Below are 14,894 nucleotides of genomic sequence, written 5' to 3' on the forward strand. Positions count from 1 at the left end.
GGCTGCCGTTATTATTTTTGTTTTTCCAGCTGGTGGTACTTGCCGTCCTTGTTCCACTGGTAGACCACGTAGTCGGACACAGTCAGGTCGCCCTTGCTGTCCCACTTTTTATCGCCCATGACGGTCTTGACCGTGTTGGCCTTGAGCCATGTGGCAGCGTCTTCGCCCTTGTTCGATTTGGCACCATTGAACGCAGCGGCCAGCGCTTGAAGCGAGGCATAGGCGTACAGGGTGTAACCTTCAGGCTCGGTACCGTTCTTGCGGAACTCTTCCACGACGGCTTTGCTGTCGGGCAGCAGACGTGGGTCGGCGCCGAAGGTCATGTACACGCCGTCGACATTTGGGGCGCCGCCTGCGGTGGTTACCAGTTCGTCGGTGACGATGCCGTCATCGGACATGAACCTGACGTCCTTCAGGCCCTGCTCGCGCATTTGACGTACCAGTGGCCCGGCCTCCGGGTGCAGGCCGCCGAAATAGACCACATCGGCACCGGTAGAGCGAATCTTGGTCACCAACGCGCTGAAGTCTTTCTCGCCACGGGTCAGGCCTTCGTACAGCACAGGCTTGACGCCGCGCTTCTCCAACTGCGCCTTGGTCGCATCGGCCAGGCCCTGACCATAGGTGTCCTTGTCGTGCACGACGGCAACCTTCTTGCCCTTGAGCACATCGACGATATAGTCACCGGCCACGATGCCCTGCTGGTCGTCACGGCCACACATGCGGAACATGGCGTTCAGGCCGCGCTCGGTCACTTGCGGGTTGGTCGAGCCCGGGGTAATGGCGATGATGCCCGCTTCGTCATACACCTCGGACGCCGGGATGGTGTTCGAAGAGCAGAAGTGGCCCACCACGCCGATCACCTTGTCCTGATCGGCCAGGCGGTTGGCCACGGCCACGGCCTGCTTCGGTTCGCAAGCATCATCACCCGCCACCAAGACGATCTTCTCACCGTTGATGCCACCGGCTTTGTTGATCACGTCGGCTGCCGCCTGGGCACCTTTCATGTACTGCTCGCCAAACGCTGCGTTGGCACCGGTCATCGGGCCCGCGACGCCGATCTTTACGTCGGCCTGAACATACGAAGAAACACCCAGTGCCGTAGCTACGGCCAGTGCCAGGAAACCTTTCTTGTAAAACGTCTGCGACATGAGGTGGTGCTCCTAGAGTTTTTTTTGGTTGGCACTACAACTTCTCAACCCTGTGCTCTGAGCAAGGGCCGTGCCATTGGTTTTGTCTTCCGGGAAAACACACTGTGAAGGTCGCCAGCAGGCGACCGACGGCCTTTTCTTTATTGAGCGTGCAACCGTCTGCCCTGCGGCAGGCGCCACCACACGTACAGACAAGTAGCAACCGTCGAGTGCCATCATTGCAACCCTGGCAAGTGTTTACGTGCAACCGCCCTGTAACAGCGGACGTCACCGAAGTGCACACCGCTGGTGCGCGACTGCTACAGGCAGCACCGTTTGAAGGCTAGCTGGTGCACGGAAAAACACCTGTTTTGCCGGTGCTGGCCTCTTCGCGGATAAACCCGCCCCACTGCCAGCCAGTTCATCGCGATACCTGTGGCACAATAGCCGCCATTCGCCGCTTCTGGAGCCACCCTTGATGAGCGAAAGCGCATTCGCCGAGCGCATCGTGCTCAACCTGCTCGACACTGACTTCTACAAACTCACCATGATGCAGGGCGTGCTGCACAACTACCCGGACGCCGACGTGGAATGGGAATTCCGCTGCCGCAACGGCGAAGACCTGCGCCCTTACCTCGGCGAGATCCGCAACCAGCTCGAACGGCTCAGCGAGCTGACCCTGGATGACGGCCAACTGGCCTTCCTCGAACGTATCAGCTTCCTCAAGCCCGACTTCCTGCGCTTTCTGCGGCTATTCCGCTTCAACTTGCGCTACGTGCGCATCGGCATCGAAAACGATCAGCTGTACCTGCGCCTGCGTGGCCCCTGGCTGCATGTGATCCTCTTCGAAGTGCCCTTGCTGGCCATGATCAGCGAAGTGCGCAACCGCCACCTGCACCCGCACATGCGCCTGGCCGAAGCCCGTGACCAGCTCTACCGCAAGTTCGACTGGCTGCGTGCGCATGCCAGCGAAGATGAGCTGGCCGATCTGCAGGTGGCCGACTTCGGCACCCGTCGGCGCTTCTCCAGCCGCGTGCAGGAAGAGGTGGTACGGGTACTGCGCGATGACTTCCCGGCCCGCTTCGTCGGCACCAGCAACGTCGACCTGGCATGGAAACTGGATATCAAGCCCCTGGGCACCATGGCCCATGAATGGTTCATGGCCCATCAACAGCTTGGGCCGCGGCTGATCGACAGCCAGATCGCCGCGCTGGACTGCTGGGTGCGCGAGTACCGCGGCCTGCTGGGTATCGCCCTGACCGACTGCATCACCATGGACGCCTTCCTCAACGACTTCGATCTGTACTTCGCCAAGCTGTTCGACGGCCTGCGCCACGATTCGGGCGAGCCGGTGGCCTGGGCGGAAAAGGCCATCGCCCATTACCAGAAGCTGGGCATCGACCCCATGACCAAGACCCTGGTGTTTTCCGACGGCCTCAACCTGACCCGCTCGCTGGAAATCTTCCGCGCCCTGCGCGGGCGCATCAACGTCAGTTTCGGCATCGGCACCAACCTGACCTGCGACATCCCGGGTGTGGCACCGATGAACATCGTGCTTAAAATGACCGACTGCAACGGCTCGCCGGTGGCGAAAATCTCCGACGAGGCGGCCAAGACCCAATGCCGCGACGAAAACTTCGTTGCCTACATGCGCCACGTTTTCAAAATCCCCAGCAAGGAGTAACCCATGCAAGCCGTTCAGCGAGAGATTGCCCAAGCGCTCAAGGTGCAGCCGCCGTTCGCCGATGCTGCCGCGCTCGACCAGGAAGTGGCCCGGCGCGTGGCGTTCATCAAGGGCTGCCTGGCCAATGCCCGGCTCAAGACGTTGGTACTGGGCATCAGCGGCGGCGTCGATTCCTTGACCGCCGCCCTGCTCGCCCAGCGCGCGATCAACGAGCTGCGTGCCGAAACGGGCGATGCGGCCTACCGCTTCATTGCCGTGCGCCTGCCCTATCAGGTGCAGCACGACGAGCACGACGCCCAGGCTTGCCTGGAGGTGATCAACGCCGATGAAGTGCACACCGTCGACATCGCACCCGCCGTGCGTGCACTGGCGGCCGAAACCGAGGCGTTGCAAGGGGGTTCGCCGACCCTGGTTGACTTCGTTGTCGGCAATATCAAGGCACGCACGCGCATGGTCGCGCAGTACACGATCGCCGGCGCGCGCGCGGGCCTGGTGATCGGTACCGACCATGCGGCCGAAGCGGTGATGGGCTTCTTTACCAAATTTGGTGATGGCGCGTGCGATCTGGCGCCGCTGAGCGGGCTAGTGAAGCACCAGGTGCGGGCGATTGCACGCAGCTTCGGTGCGCCGGAATCGCTGGTGGAGAAGGTCCCGACAGCGGACCTGGAAGACCTGGCGCCGGGCAAGCCGGACGAGGCGTCACATGGCGTGACCTACCAGCAGATCGATGCGTTCCTGCAGGGTGAGCCAGTCGAGCAGGAAGCGTTCGACATCATCGTCGCCACCTACCGCAAGACCCAGCACAAGCGCGAACTGCCGTTCGCCCCGTAAAAGCTTCGCGGGGCAAGTCGGATCGCCGCACCGCCGCCCCCACTGGCATCAGGCCTGTGGGAGCGGCGGTGCGGCGATCCGACTTGCCCCGCGAATGGAGGGCAAAGCCCTCCCCTCTACGCCATCGTCATTACTTGACGACGACCTTGCCCTTCATCATCGAGATGTGGCCCGGGAAGGTGCAGAAGAAGCTGTAGTCGCCGCCGGCTTCCAGCTTGGTAGCGTCGAATTTGACTTCGGTTTCTTTCTCTGGCGCGCCGATCATCTTGGTGTGAGCGATGATGCCGGCGTTGTCGGCCTTGATGTAGTCCTTATCCAGGCCTTGAGTCATGCCTTCGGTGGCAATGCCCTGCATGTCGGCAGTCTTGCTGATCACCAGGTTATGGCCCATGACGTTCTTCGGCAGGTTGCCGGAATGGGTCAGTTTGACGGTGAATTCCTTGCAGCTCTTGTCGACGGTGATTTCCTTGGTATTGAAGGACATCTGGTCGGTCGAGTCGACAGTTACCGAGCACTCGGCGGCGAAGACAGAGGCGCTGGCGAGGGTCAGCAGGGATACCGCTACAGCTTTCGCAAACATCATGAATCTCCTTGGCAGGGTTTTATCAATTGCGAGACTGCCTGAAACCGTTCAGCCCCTTGCTGATATGGGTCAAGGGGGTGTCAAGTGGCCAGTCAGTTGAATTGTTCAATGGATTGTATACAACCAATCTAAGGGCACATCATGCCCTTTTAATAGGCGATGGGACAACCTCTCATTTAGGAGCAATACCAAATGCCCATGTCCAGCTTTCTGAACAGCCTGCTCGCCGCCTACGCCCAGGGTGCCACTGGCGCCGTCTGCGAATTCTCCCGGCCGGAGTGAAAGCGGCCTTGGAACTGCCAGGCAGGCGCCGTACCCTGTCACCCTGAGTGACTGGAGATGAGCAATGCCTGTACGTTCCGTTTGTGTCTTCTGCGGCGCCAGCATCGGCGCCAACCCTGCCTACCGTGAAGCGGCCGTCGCCCTTGGCCAGGCCATCGCCCGGCGCGGCCTGACCCTGGTCTATGGCGGTGGCGCGGTCGGCTTGATGGGCATCGTCGCCGACGCTGCCATGGCCGCAGGTGGCGAAGTGGTCGGGATCATCCCGCAAAGCCTGCTGGACGCCGAGGTCGGCCACAAAGGCCTGACCCGCCTGGAAGTGGTCGATGGCATGCATGCGCGCAAGGCACGCATGGCCGAACTCAGCGATGCGTTCATTGCACTGCCGGGTGGCCTGGGTACGCTGGAGGAGTTGTTTGAGGTGTGGACCTGGGGGCAACTGGGCTATCACGCCAAGCCGCTGGGCCTGCTCGATGTCAATGGCTTCTATGAAAAGCTGGGCGGGTTCCTCGACCATATCGTCGAAGAAGGTTTCGTGCGGCCGCAGCATCGGGCCATGTTGCTGCTGGGTCAGCAGCCGGATGCGCTGCTGGACGGGATGAACGAGTTCGTCGCGCCGGTGGTGCCGAAGTGGGTCGACAAGCAGCCTGATTGAGCTTGGCATTTTGGGGCTGCTTTGCAGCCCCGCAATGAATCACTCAGCGCGGAATGACAGGCTGACGCGGCTTCTTGCCAGCCTTGCCGCCCTTGGCCGCTTCTTTACGCTCCTTGGCCGCCTGCTGGTTGCGGGCAAACGCATCGGCCTTGGCCTTCTCACGCTTGTCCCACGGCTTGCTGCCATCGCTGCCGCGCGGTGGCAGGCCGGTGTGCTGGGTCAGGATCTTCTGTTCCTTGGCCACCTTGTGGCTGCCAGCTGGGGTCGAGTTCTTGCGCCGGGCACTCTGGTAGCTGTCGGACTGCGGCTGGTGCAACGGGATCAGCTGGTGCTTGCCCGGCCCGATAAGGTCGGCGCGGCCCATGCGCTCCAGCGCCTCGCGCAGCATTGGCCAGCCCTTCGGATCGTGATAGCGCAAGAACGCCTTGTGCAGACGGCGCTGCTCATCGCTCTTGACGATCTCGACCCCTTCGCTCTTGTAGGTCACCTTGCGCAGCGGGTTCTTGCCCGAGTGGTACATCGCCGTGGCCGACGCCATGGGCGACGGGTAGAACGCCTGCACCTGGTCGGCGCGGAAGCCGTTGCCCTTGAGCCACAAGGCCAGGTTCATCATGTCTTCGTCGGTGGTGCCCGGGTGCGCGGCGATGAAGTACGGGATCAGGTACTGCTCCTTGCCCGCCTCTTTCGAGTACTTCTCGAACATGCGCTTGAAGCGGTCATAGGAACCGATACCCGGCTTCATCATCTTGTCCAGCGGGCCACGCTCGGTGTGCTCCGGGGCAATCTTCAGGTAGCCGCCCACGTGGTGGGTAACCAGCTCCTTGACGTACTCCGGCGATTCCACCGCCAGGTCGTAGCGCAGGCCCGAGGCGATCAGGATCTTCTTCACGCCCGGCAAGGCACGCGCCTTGCGGTACAGCTCGATCAGCGAGCTGTGGTCGGTGTTGAGGTTCTCGCAGATACCCGGGAACACGCACGACGGCTTGCGGCAGTGCTTCTCGATCTCGTGGCTCTTGCAGGCGATGCGGTACATGTTGGCGGTCGGGCCGCCGAGGTCGGAGACCACGCCGGTGAAGCCTGGCACCTTGTCACGCATCTCCTCGATCTCGTGCAGGATCGATTCGTGGGAGCGGTTCTGGATGATCCGCCCTTCGTGCTCGGTGATCGAGCAGAAGGTGCAGCCACCAAAGCAGCCGCGCATGATGTTCACCGAGAAGCGAATCATCTCGTAGGCCGGGATGCGCTCCTTGCCATAGGCCGGGTGCGGGACACGCGCGTAGGGCATGCCGAACACGTAGTCCATTTCTTCGGTGGTCATGGGGATGGGTGGTGGGTTGAACCACACATCCACTTCGCCATGTTTCTGCACCAGGGCGCGGGCGTTGCCAGGGTTGGTTTCCAGGTGCAGCACGCGGTTGGCGTGGGCGTACAGCACCGGGTCGTTACGCACTTTTTCGAACGACGGCAGGCGAATCACCGACTTGTCACGGGTCATGCCCGGGCTGTCGAGAATCTGCACCACTTTGGCTTCGTTCGGGTCTTCCACGTCGCCCTTGGCCTGTTCGATGGCGCAGGCCTGGGTGTCCTGGGTGTTGACGTAGGGGTTGATGATCTTGTCGACCCGGCCTGGGCGGTCGATGCGGGTGGAGTCGATCTCGAACCAACCCTGGGGCGTGTCACGGCGCACGAACGCGGTACCGCGCACGTCGGTGATGTGCTCGATGCTCTCGCCCTGGGACAGGCGCTGGGCGACTTCGACGATCGCCCGCTCGGCGTTACCATACAAAAGGATGTCGGCACTGGCGTCGATCAGGATCGAATGGCGCACCTTGTCCTGCCAGTAATCGTAATGGGCGATACGGCGCAGCGAGGCCTCGATGCCACCGAGCACGATCGGCACGTGCTTGTAGGCCTCCTTGCAACGCTGGCTGTACACCAGGCTGGCGCGGTCTGGGCGCTTGCCGGCCATGCCGCCAGGGGTGTAGGCGTCGTCGGAGCGGATCTTCTTGTCCGCGGTATAGCGGTTGATCATCGAGTCCATGTTGCCGGCCGCGACGCCGAAGAACAGGTTCGGCTCGCCCAGCTTCATGAAGTCTTCTTTGGACTGCCAGTTCGGCTGGGCGATGATGCCAACCCGAAAGCCCTGGGCTTCCAGCAGGCGGCCGATGATGGCCATGCCGAACGACGCGTGGTCGACGTAGGCGTCCCCGGTCACGATGATGATGTCGCAGGAATCCCAGCCGAGCTGATCCATCTCCTCCCTGCTCATTGGCAGGAACGGTGCTGGCCCGAAGCATTCGGCCCAGTACTTGGGATAGTCGTAGAGTGGTTTGGCTGCTTGCATGTCAGTGACCGGTTCTGGTGTTCAGGGAAATCGCGGGCGCGGAATATAGCACAAATTTTGATCAAATCCGACGGTGGTTGTCGGATTCATTTGCAACACGAATAACCCCGTGGGGCCGGGCAAGCCCGACCCACAGGGTTGTTATTCGTCGTCGTCGAAGTTGTACATGCCAGGCGCAAGGTTCTCGAAGCGGGTGTACTTGCCGATGAAGGCCAGGCGGATGAAACCGATGGGGCCGTTACGCTGTTTACCGATGATGATTTCGGCAATGCCCTTGTGCTCGGTCTCCGGGTGATACACCTCGTCACGGTAAACGAACATGATCACGTCGGCGTCCTGCTCGATTGCACCGGATTCACGCAAGTCGGAGTTCACCGGGCGCTTGTTCGGCCGCTGCTCCAGGGAGCGGTTGAGCTGCGACAGGGCGATGACCGGGCAGTTGAATTCCTTGGCCAGGGCCTTGAGCGAGCGGGAGATCTCGGAAATCTCGTTGGTCCGGTTGTCACCGGAAGAGCCCGGAATCTGCATCAACTGCAGGTAGTCGACCATGATCATGCCGATCTCACCGTGCTCCCGAGCCAGGCGGCGGGTACGCGCACGCATTTCCGACGGGCTGATGCCAGCGGTATCGTCGATGAACAGCTTGCGGTCGTTGAGCAGGTTGACCGCCGAGGTCAGGCGTGGCCAGTCGTCGTCGTCGAGTTGGCCGGAACGCACCTTGGTCTGGTCGATGCGCCCGAGCGACGAGAGCATACGCATGATCAGCGATTCGCCTGGCATCTCGAGGGAGAACACCAGCACCGCCTTGTCGCTGCGCAGCACGGCGTTTTCCACCAGGTTCATGGCGAAGGTGGTCTTGCCCATCGACGGACGGCCGGCAACGATGATCAGGTCGGCCGCCTGCAGGCCGCTGGTCTTCCCATCCAGGTCGGTGTAACCGGTGGAAATACCGGTAATGTCGCTGTCGGAGTTGAACAGCGTGTCGATACGGTCGATGGCCTTGGTCAACAGCTCGTTGACCCCCACAGGGCCGCCGGTCTTCGGCCGCGCCTCGGCGATCTGGAAGATCTGCCGCTCGGCGTCGTCGAGGATTTCTTCGGCGTTGCGCCCTTGTGGATTGAAGGCGTTGTCGGCGATATCGGTGCTGATGCTGATCAGCTGTCGCAGCGTGGCCCGCTCGCGAATGATCGCGGCATAGGCCTTGATGTTGGCCACCGACGGGGTGTTCTTGGCCAACTCCGCCAGGTAGGCGAGGCCACCGACTTGCGACGACACGCCCTCCTTGTCCAACTGCTCGTGCAACGTGACCACGTCGAACGGGTGGTTCAGGTCGACCAGCTTGTGGATGGCGCGGAAGATCAGGCGGTGGTCATGCCGATAGAAATCGCCATCCGAGACCTGATCCAGTACCCGCTCCCAGGCGTTGTTGTCCAGCATCAGGCCACCGAGCACGGCCTGTTCGGCCTCGATGGAATGCGGCGGCACCTTTAGGGCTGCGGTTTGCAGGTCGAGCTGTTCGGAGGAGGTGATCTCGTTCATGGCCACGAAAGAATTCTGGGGGACGAAAAAGACAAAGGGCACGGCCTGTAGAAGACAGGACCGTGCCCGATGTTAACCGGCTGGGCCGCGGACGGCCAGCCAGTCAGCGCAGCTTAGGCAGCTACGACAACCACGCGTACGGTGGCTTCAACGTCGCTGTGCAGGTGCACGGCTACGTCGTATTCGCCAACCTGACGGATGGTGCCGTTCGGCAGACGCACTTCAGCTTTGGCCACTTCAACGCCGGAGGCGGTCAGGGCGTCAGCGATGTCGTGGGTGCCGATCGAACCGAACAGCTTGCCTTCGTCGCCAGCGGTGGCAGTGATGGTCACTTCCAGCTCGGCCAGTTGGGCAGCGCGGCTTTCAGCCGACGTTTTACGGTCAGCAGCTGCTTTTTCCAGCTCGGCGCGACGCTCTTCGAACGCAGCCAGGTTGGCGGCGTTGGCAACGGTGGCCTTGCCGAATGGCAGCAGGAAGTTACGGCCGTAACCAGCCTTAACTTTTACTTTGTCGCCCAGGTTGCCCAGGTTAGCGACTTTTTCCAGCAGGATCAGTTCCATTTGGTAAAACCTCTTAACTTTTAACCTTCACCGTTCGCGGAGTCATTCCCCTCAGGGGACTTGCGACCGCGAAAATCAATCAGGCTGTCGACAATGGCCAAAACCACGAGCAACGGATAAATCAGCTGCATGATCAGCGGCAGCGTCACGTACATGCCCACCAGCCAGAAACCAGCCAGTCGGCCCTGTGCCACCAGCCCATGCATCAAGGCGATGCCGGCCAGGACGAGCACCAGGCTGGATGCAGAGGCCAGGACGATAAACTGCGGCCCGATGAACGGACCCAGCACCATCACTGCCACCAGCGTCAGCATGGTGACCCGCGGCAACTTCAGGGCGCGAAACTCGCGACCGAAGCCTCCAGGGTTGTACAACGCAGCCTGCCAATACCGCGCCAGCATCAAAGCCAGCACACTGAACAGCTGCAGCATCACCGCCGTTGAAGCGACCAGCACAGGGCCGATCAGCTCACCGGGGATCACCGGTTTGCCTTCGATTTGTGGCAGGGCTTGTACAAGCGCCTTGGCCAACACCTCGAAGGTTTCACGCAGTACCGTGTCCAGGATGAGGCTGTAGACCAACCCCAGCACAACACTGGACATCAACACCCGGCTCCAGGAATGCCCGGCACGCAACAAGGCGGCCAGCCCCAGCGTCCCCAACAGCACCAGCAAGGTGCTTGGGTCGCCAAAGGCCCAGATGGCCACCGCCGGCAAAAGCCCGAACGCGATGACCGTTGAAGCATCCTTGAACCCGCGCCGCAGAAGCACGAGGCTCCCGGCAGCGGCACTCAACCAGAACAACAGCGGTAACACTGCACTGATGACCACCACCAGGGTGGCCTGCACACGACCGCGCATGATGAAATCAGCTAACGCTCGCATGCTTTATCCCTTACTGCTTGTCGACGACCCGGTCTCAGCGGCCGTGGCTGTCGGTGTAGGGCAGCAGGGCCAGGAAGCGGGCGCGCTTGATAGCGGTAGCCAGCTGACGCTGATAACGAGCTTTGGTACCGGTGATACGGCTTGGAACGATCTTGCCGGTTTCGGATACGTAAGCTTTCAGGGTGTTGAGATCTTTGAAGTCGATCTCTTTCACGTCTTCAGCAGTGAAGCGGCAGAATTTACGACGACGGAAGAAACGTGCCATGTAATAGGCTCCTCAAAAGGTCCGTGGATTACTCGTCAGCGTTATCGCTGGAGTCGCTGTCATTGCTGTCATCGCCTTCGGCGGAGTCAGAATGCTCAGGACGCTCACGACGCTCACGGCGCTCGCTGCGGTTCTCTTCTGCCTTGAGCATCTCGGACTGACCGGTTACGGCTTCGTCGCGACGGATGACCAGGTTACGGATCACGGCATCGTTGTAGCGGAAGTTGTCTTCCAGCTCGGCCAGGGCCTTGCCGGTGCACTCAACGTTCAGCATCACGTAGTGAGCCTTGTGAACATTGTTGATTGCATAGGCCAGTTGACGACGGCCCCAGTCTTCCAGGCGGTGGATCTTGCCACCATCTTCTTCGATCAGCTTGGTGTAACGCTCAACCATGCCGCCGACTTGCTCGCTCTGGTCCGGGTGAACCAGAAAGATGATTTCGTAATGACGCATGAATGCTCCTTACGGGTTAGTAGTCTGCCAGAACGCTGGTCAGACAAGGAGTGAATGACACTGTATGTCTTGCCATGGAGGGGAGGCACATAAGCGCCTGCCAGCTCGGCAAGGGGCGCAATTGTAGAGAAGGCGTGGCGCACAAGCAAGGTGATTGGCGATTATTTGAACAGCCGGAAACATATTTTGCCTGCACCAACCCTTCGCGGGGCAAGCCCGCTCCCACAGGCCAACTGCAGCCTCAGCCATTGCAGTAATCCTGTGGGAGCGGGCTTGCCCCGCGAAGAGGCCAGCACAGACTGAATATCAGCGCTTGGCTTGACGCTGGCGCACGGCCTCGAACAGGCAAACGCCGGTCGCGACCGAGACGTTCAGGCTGCTGACGCTACCGCCCATCGGCAACTTCACCAGGAAATCGCAATGCTCACGGGTCAGTCGGCGCATGCCCTTGCCTTCTGCCCCCATGATCATCACCAAAGGCCCGGTCAGGTCCTGCTGGTAAATCTCCTGCTCGGCCTCGCCGGCAGTGCCGACCACCCACAGGCCACGCTGCTGGAGCTTTTCAAGGGTACGCGCGAGGTTGGTCACGGCCACCAGCGGGATCACCTCCGCAGCGCCACAGGCCACCTTGCGCACCACCGGCGTCAGGGTCGCCGACTTGTCCTTGGGCACCACCACCGCCGTGGCACCGGCGGCATCGGCGGTGCGCAGGCAGGCGCCGAGGTTGTGCGGGTCGGTGACACCGTCCAGCACCAGGATCAGCGGCGGCGTTTCGGTGCGCTCAAGCAACTCTTCGAGCATCAACTCGCCCCACACCTGGCTCGGGCTGACCTCGGCGACCACGCCCTGGTGCACGCCTTCGACCCAGGCATCCAGCTCACGGCGCTCGGCCTGGCCGACCGCCACACGGTTTTCCGCGGCCAGCTCCAGCAGCTTCTGCAGGCGGGGCTCGCTACGCCCCTCCGACAGCCAGACCTGCTTGACCCGCTTGGGGTGGTGCTGCAACAACGCCTGCACGGCGTGTACGCCGTAGATCTTTTCCAGCTGACTCATGACTTGCTCTTGCTCTTGCGGGGCGCACCGGACTTCGGCGGGCCTTTGCGATGCTTGGTCGGCTTGCCGGATGGCTTGCCAGCCTTCTCCGACTTGCTGCCGGCAGTGCTGCGCGCGTCGGTCATCAACGCCTTCTTCATCTCGCGGCTTTTGCGCACCTCAGCATTACGCTGCACGGCATCTTTCGGGAAGTAAGCCTCGGAAGCCTCGCTCTTGCGGCTGCGCGGCTTGGGCGTGGCTTTCGCTTCGGTGGCCGGTTGCTGCTGCTCGGGCTTGCCGTCGGTTGGCGCTGCACCGCGCTGCTTGCGACCGATCGGGCCGCTGAGGGTCTTCTCGGAGACTTCGAAGTCGATCTTGCGCTCGTCCAGGTCGACGCGCATGACCTTGACTTCGATGGTGTCGCCCAGGCGGAAGCTGCGCCCGGTACGCTCGCCGGACAGGCGATGGTGGACCGGGTCGAAGTGGTAGTAGTCACCCGGCAGCGCACTGACGTGCACCAGGCCTTCCACGTAGATGTCGGTCAGCTCGACAAACAACCCGAAGCCGGTCACCGCAGTGATCACGCCTGGGAAGGTCTCGCCCACGCGGTCTTTCATGTATTCGCACTTGAGCCAGTTGACCACGTCGCGGGTCGCTTCGTCGGCGCGACGCTCGGTCATCGAGCACTGCTCGCCAAGCTGTTCCAGGGTGTTCTCGTCGTACGGGTAGATACGCGCCTTGGGAATGCTCATGGCACCCGCACGCTTGACGTGCGGGGTATCGACCTTGGAACGGATGATGCTGCGAATGGCGCGGTGCACCAGCAGGTCCGGGTAACGGCGAATCGGCGAGGTGAAGTGGGTGTACGCCTCGTAATTCAGGCCGAAGTGGCCATTGTTGTCGGTGCTGTACACCGCCTGGCTCAGCGAACGCAGCATCACGGTCTGAATCAGGTGGAAGTCCGGGCGCTCGGCGATGCTCGCCAGCAGTGCCTGGTAATCCTTCGGCGACGGGTCCTTGCCCTTGTGCAGCGACAAGCCCAGCTCACCGAGGAAGGCGCGCAGTTTTTCCAGGCGCTCCGGCGGCGGGCCGTCGTGAACGCGGTACAGGGCCGGCACGCCGTGCTTTTGCAGGAACTCGGCGGTGGCCACGTTGGCCGCCAGCATGCATTCTTCGATCAGCTTGTGCGCATCGTTGCGCACGGTCGGACGGATTTCGGCGATCTTGCGCTGGTCACCGAAGACGATGCGGGTTTCCTGGGTCTCGAAGTCGATCGCACCGCGGGTGTGGCGCGCGTCCAGCAGCACCTTGTAGAGCGCATACAGGCTCTTGAGGTCAGGCAGGACTTCCTTGTACTGCTCGCGCAGCGCCTTGCCTTCACGGGTGCGGGAATGCTCGAGCATGCTGCTGACCTTGTTGTAGGTCAGGCGGGCATGGGAGTGGATCACGCCTTCGTAGAACTGGTAGTCGACCATCTGGCCGGCTTTGTTGATGGTCATCTCGCAGACCATGGCCAGGCGATCGACGTGCGGGTTCAGCGAGCACAGGCCGTTGGACAGCTCCTCGGGAAGCATCGGCACCACGCGCTCGGGGAAATACACCGAGTTGCCGCGCTGCTGGGCTTCGACGTCCAGGGCAGAACCCAGGCGCACGTAGCTGGAAACGTCGGCGATCGCCACATACAGGCGCCATCCGCCCGAGAACATGCGCAGCTTGCCCAGTGGCTCGCAATAGACCGCGTCGTCGAAGTCGCGGGCATCTTCGCCGTCGATGGTGACGAAAGGCAGGTGGCGCAGGTCGATGCGCTTTTCCTTGTCCTTGTCTTCCACTTCGGAGCGGAACTTGCGCGCTTCCTTGACCACATCGTCGGGCCAGACGTGCGGAATGTCGTAGCTGCGCAGGGCGACGTCGATTTCCATGCCCGGCGCCATGTAGTTGCCGATCACCTCGACCACATCACCCTGCGGCTGGAAGCGCGGGGTTGGCCAGTGGGTGATTTTGATCTCGACGAACTGGCCGATCTTGGCGCCGCCATTGCGACCGGCGGTCACCAGCACTTCCTGCTGGATCTTCGGGTTGTCCGGCGTCACGTAGCCGATACCGCCCTCTTCGAAGTAACGCCCGACCACGCTTTCGTGGGCACGGGAGATGACTTCTACCAGTACACCTTCACGGCGGCCACGGCGGTCGGTGCCGGAGACACGCGCCAGGGCGCGGTCGCCGTCGAACACCAGACGCATCTGCGAAGGGCTGAGGAACAGGTCGTCGCTCTTGTCATCAGGGATGAGGAAGCCAAAACCATCGCGATGGCCGGAAACGCGGCCACAGATCAGGTCCAGCTTGTCTACCGGGGCATAGGTGCCGCGCCGGGTATAGATAAGCTGGCCATCGCGCTCCATGGCACGCAGACGGCGGCGCAGGGCTTCAATCTGGTCTTCCTCGTACAGACCGAATTCTGCCGCCAGCTCCTCGCGGGCGGCCGGCTCGCCGCGATCGGCAAGACGCTGGAGGATCAGCTCACGGCTGGGGATAGGGTTGTCGTATTTTTCCGCTTCGCGAGCGGCCTCGGGATCGAGGGATTGCCAATCGGCCATCAGAAGGGGTTCACCTTGGGGTATATAGATAGGAATTCTGGCATAGGCGTATTGAAACCGGAA

Annotated in this window: 13 protein-coding genes; 3 read left to right on the top strand and 10 right to left on the bottom strand. The window is 61.8% G+C overall.

Translation table 11 applies throughout. The features are described from left to right. Window positions 1-11: 11 nt before the first annotated feature. Window positions 12-1,148 carry a branched-chain amino acid ABC transporter substrate-binding protein gene (locus tag CKW22_RS05125; RefSeq protein ID WP_047582328.1) on the bottom strand — a complete coding sequence of 379 codons (1,137 nt, stop codon included), beginning with the start codon at window positions 1,146-1,148 and terminating at the stop codon, window positions 12-14. 457 nt (window positions 1,149-1,605) lie between these two features. Here CKW22_RS05125 and pncB point away from each other — a divergent pair, with 457 nt between their 5' ends. Next, entirely contained in the window at window positions 1,606-2,811 is a 1,206-nt protein-coding gene (pncB, locus tag CKW22_RS05130; RefSeq protein WP_033701793.1) for a nicotinate phosphoribosyltransferase, read from the top strand. Window positions 2,812-2,814: 3 nt separating this feature from the next. After that, complete coding sequence (gene nadE, locus CKW22_RS05135) at window positions 2,815-3,642, top strand: ammonia-dependent NAD(+) synthetase (protein ID WP_033701794.1); 828 nt, start codon at window positions 2,815-2,817, stop codon at window positions 3,640-3,642. Between the two features lie 130 nt (window positions 3,643-3,772). Here nadE and azu read toward each other — a convergent pair whose 3' ends face one another. After that, a complete protein-coding gene (azu, locus tag CKW22_RS05140; RefSeq protein ID WP_033701795.1) occupies window positions 3,773-4,222 on the bottom strand; it encodes an azurin in 450 nt (149 codons plus the stop codon). 349 nt (window positions 4,223-4,571) lie between these two features. Here azu and CKW22_RS05145 point away from each other — a divergent pair, with 349 nt between their 5' ends. Continuing rightward, window positions 4,572-5,159, top strand: coding sequence for a TIGR00730 family Rossman fold protein (locus tag CKW22_RS05145; RefSeq protein ID WP_033701796.1), 588 nt, complete (start codon window positions 4,572-4,574; stop codon window positions 5,157-5,159). A gap of 43 nt (window positions 5,160-5,202) precedes the next feature. Here CKW22_RS05145 and CKW22_RS05150 read toward each other — a convergent pair whose 3' ends face one another. The 8 genes from CKW22_RS05150 to rnr form a co-directional block, all read right to left on the bottom strand. Further along, a complete protein-coding gene (locus CKW22_RS05150) occupies window positions 5,203-7,503 on the bottom strand; it encodes a YgiQ family radical SAM protein (protein WP_033701797.1) in 2,301 nt (766 codons plus the stop codon). 141 nt (window positions 7,504-7,644) lie between these two features. Continuing rightward, a complete protein-coding gene (gene dnaB, locus CKW22_RS05155) occupies window positions 7,645-9,042 on the bottom strand; it encodes a replicative DNA helicase (RefSeq protein WP_033702579.1) in 1,398 nt (465 codons plus the stop codon). Window positions 9,043-9,155: 113 nt separating this feature from the next. Next, window positions 9,156-9,602, bottom strand: a complete 447-nt coding sequence (gene rplI / locus CKW22_RS05160; protein WP_033701798.1) for a 50S ribosomal protein L9 — start codon at window positions 9,600-9,602, stop codon at window positions 9,156-9,158. A gap of 20 nt (window positions 9,603-9,622) precedes the next feature. Further along, window positions 9,623-10,486, bottom strand: coding sequence for a hypothetical protein (locus CKW22_RS05165; protein ID WP_033701799.1), 864 nt, complete (start codon window positions 10,484-10,486; stop codon window positions 9,623-9,625). Between the two features lie 34 nt (window positions 10,487-10,520). Further along, window positions 10,521-10,751 (bottom strand): 30S ribosomal protein S18, encoded by a 231-nt coding sequence (gene rpsR / locus CKW22_RS05170; RefSeq protein WP_003249563.1) that lies wholly within the window; start codon window positions 10,749-10,751, stop codon window positions 10,521-10,523. 28 nt (window positions 10,752-10,779) lie between these two features. Then, window positions 10,780-11,205, bottom strand: coding sequence for a 30S ribosomal protein S6 (gene rpsF, locus CKW22_RS05175; RefSeq protein WP_033701800.1), 426 nt, complete (start codon window positions 11,203-11,205; stop codon window positions 10,780-10,782). A 306-nt stretch (window positions 11,206-11,511) separates the two neighbouring features. Continuing rightward, a complete protein-coding gene (gene rlmB / locus CKW22_RS05180) occupies window positions 11,512-12,258 on the bottom strand; it encodes a 23S rRNA (guanosine(2251)-2'-O)-methyltransferase RlmB (protein WP_027592540.1) in 747 nt (248 codons plus the stop codon). Continuing rightward, the gene (gene rnr, locus CKW22_RS05185; protein ID WP_033701801.1) at window positions 12,255-14,831 is read right to left on the bottom strand and encodes a ribonuclease R; all 2,577 of its coding nucleotides are present in this window, start codon (window positions 14,829-14,831) and stop codon (window positions 12,255-12,257) included. The genes rlmB and rnr overlap by 4 nt, the downstream gene beginning before the upstream one ends. Window positions 14,832-14,894 lie beyond the last annotated feature (63 nt).

Origin of the sequence: Pseudomonas sp. Irchel s3f19, from assembly GCF_900187555.1 — a bacterium.
GTDB classification, from domain to species: Bacteria; Pseudomonadota; Gammaproteobacteria; order Pseudomonadales; family Pseudomonadaceae; genus Aquipseudomonas; species Aquipseudomonas capeferrum.

What these genes read in the sequence shown, in the direction of transcription:
- rpsR (WP_003249563.1), bottom strand. Translation starts at nt 10,751, where the DNA reads ATGGCACGTTTCTTCCGTCGTCGTAAATTCTGCCGCTTCACTGCTGAA.
- azu (WP_033701795.1), bottom strand. Translation starts at nt 4,222, where the DNA reads ATGTTTGCGAAAGCTGTAGCGGTATCCCTGCTGACCCTCGCCAGCGCC.
- rpsF (WP_033701800.1), bottom strand. Translation starts at nt 11,205, where the DNA reads ATGCGTCATTACGAAATCATCTTTCTGGTTCACCCGGACCAGAGCGAG.
- CKW22_RS05150 (WP_033701797.1), bottom strand. Translation starts at nt 7,503, where the DNA reads ATGCAAGCAGCCAAACCACTCTACGACTATCCCAAGTACTGGGCCGAA.
- rplI (WP_033701798.1), bottom strand. Translation starts at nt 9,602, where the DNA reads ATGGAACTGATCCTGCTGGAAAAAGTCGCTAACCTGGGCAACCTGGGC.
- dnaB (WP_033702579.1), bottom strand. Translation starts at nt 9,042, where the DNA reads ATGAACGAGATCACCTCCTCCGAACAGCTCGACCTGCAAACCGCAGCC.
- rnr (WP_033701801.1), bottom strand. Translation starts at nt 14,831, where the DNA reads ATGGCCGATTGGCAATCCCTCGATCCCGAGGCCGCTCGCGAAGCGGAA.
- CKW22_RS05165 (WP_033701799.1), bottom strand. Translation starts at nt 10,486, where the DNA reads ATGCGAGCGTTAGCTGATTTCATCATGCGCGGTCGTGTGCAGGCCACC.
- rlmB (WP_027592540.1), bottom strand. Translation starts at nt 12,258, where the DNA reads ATGAGTCAGCTGGAAAAGATCTACGGCGTACACGCCGTGCAGGCGTTG.
- CKW22_RS05145 (WP_033701796.1), top strand. Translation starts at nt 4,572, where the DNA reads ATGCCTGTACGTTCCGTTTGTGTCTTCTGCGGCGCCAGCATCGGCGCC.
- nadE (WP_033701794.1), top strand. Translation starts at nt 2,815, where the DNA reads ATGCAAGCCGTTCAGCGAGAGATTGCCCAAGCGCTCAAGGTGCAGCCG.
- CKW22_RS05125 (WP_047582328.1), bottom strand. Translation starts at nt 1,148, where the DNA reads ATGTCGCAGACGTTTTACAAGAAAGGTTTCCTGGCACTGGCCGTAGCT.
- pncB (WP_033701793.1), top strand. Translation starts at nt 1,606, where the DNA reads ATGAGCGAAAGCGCATTCGCCGAGCGCATCGTGCTCAACCTGCTCGAC.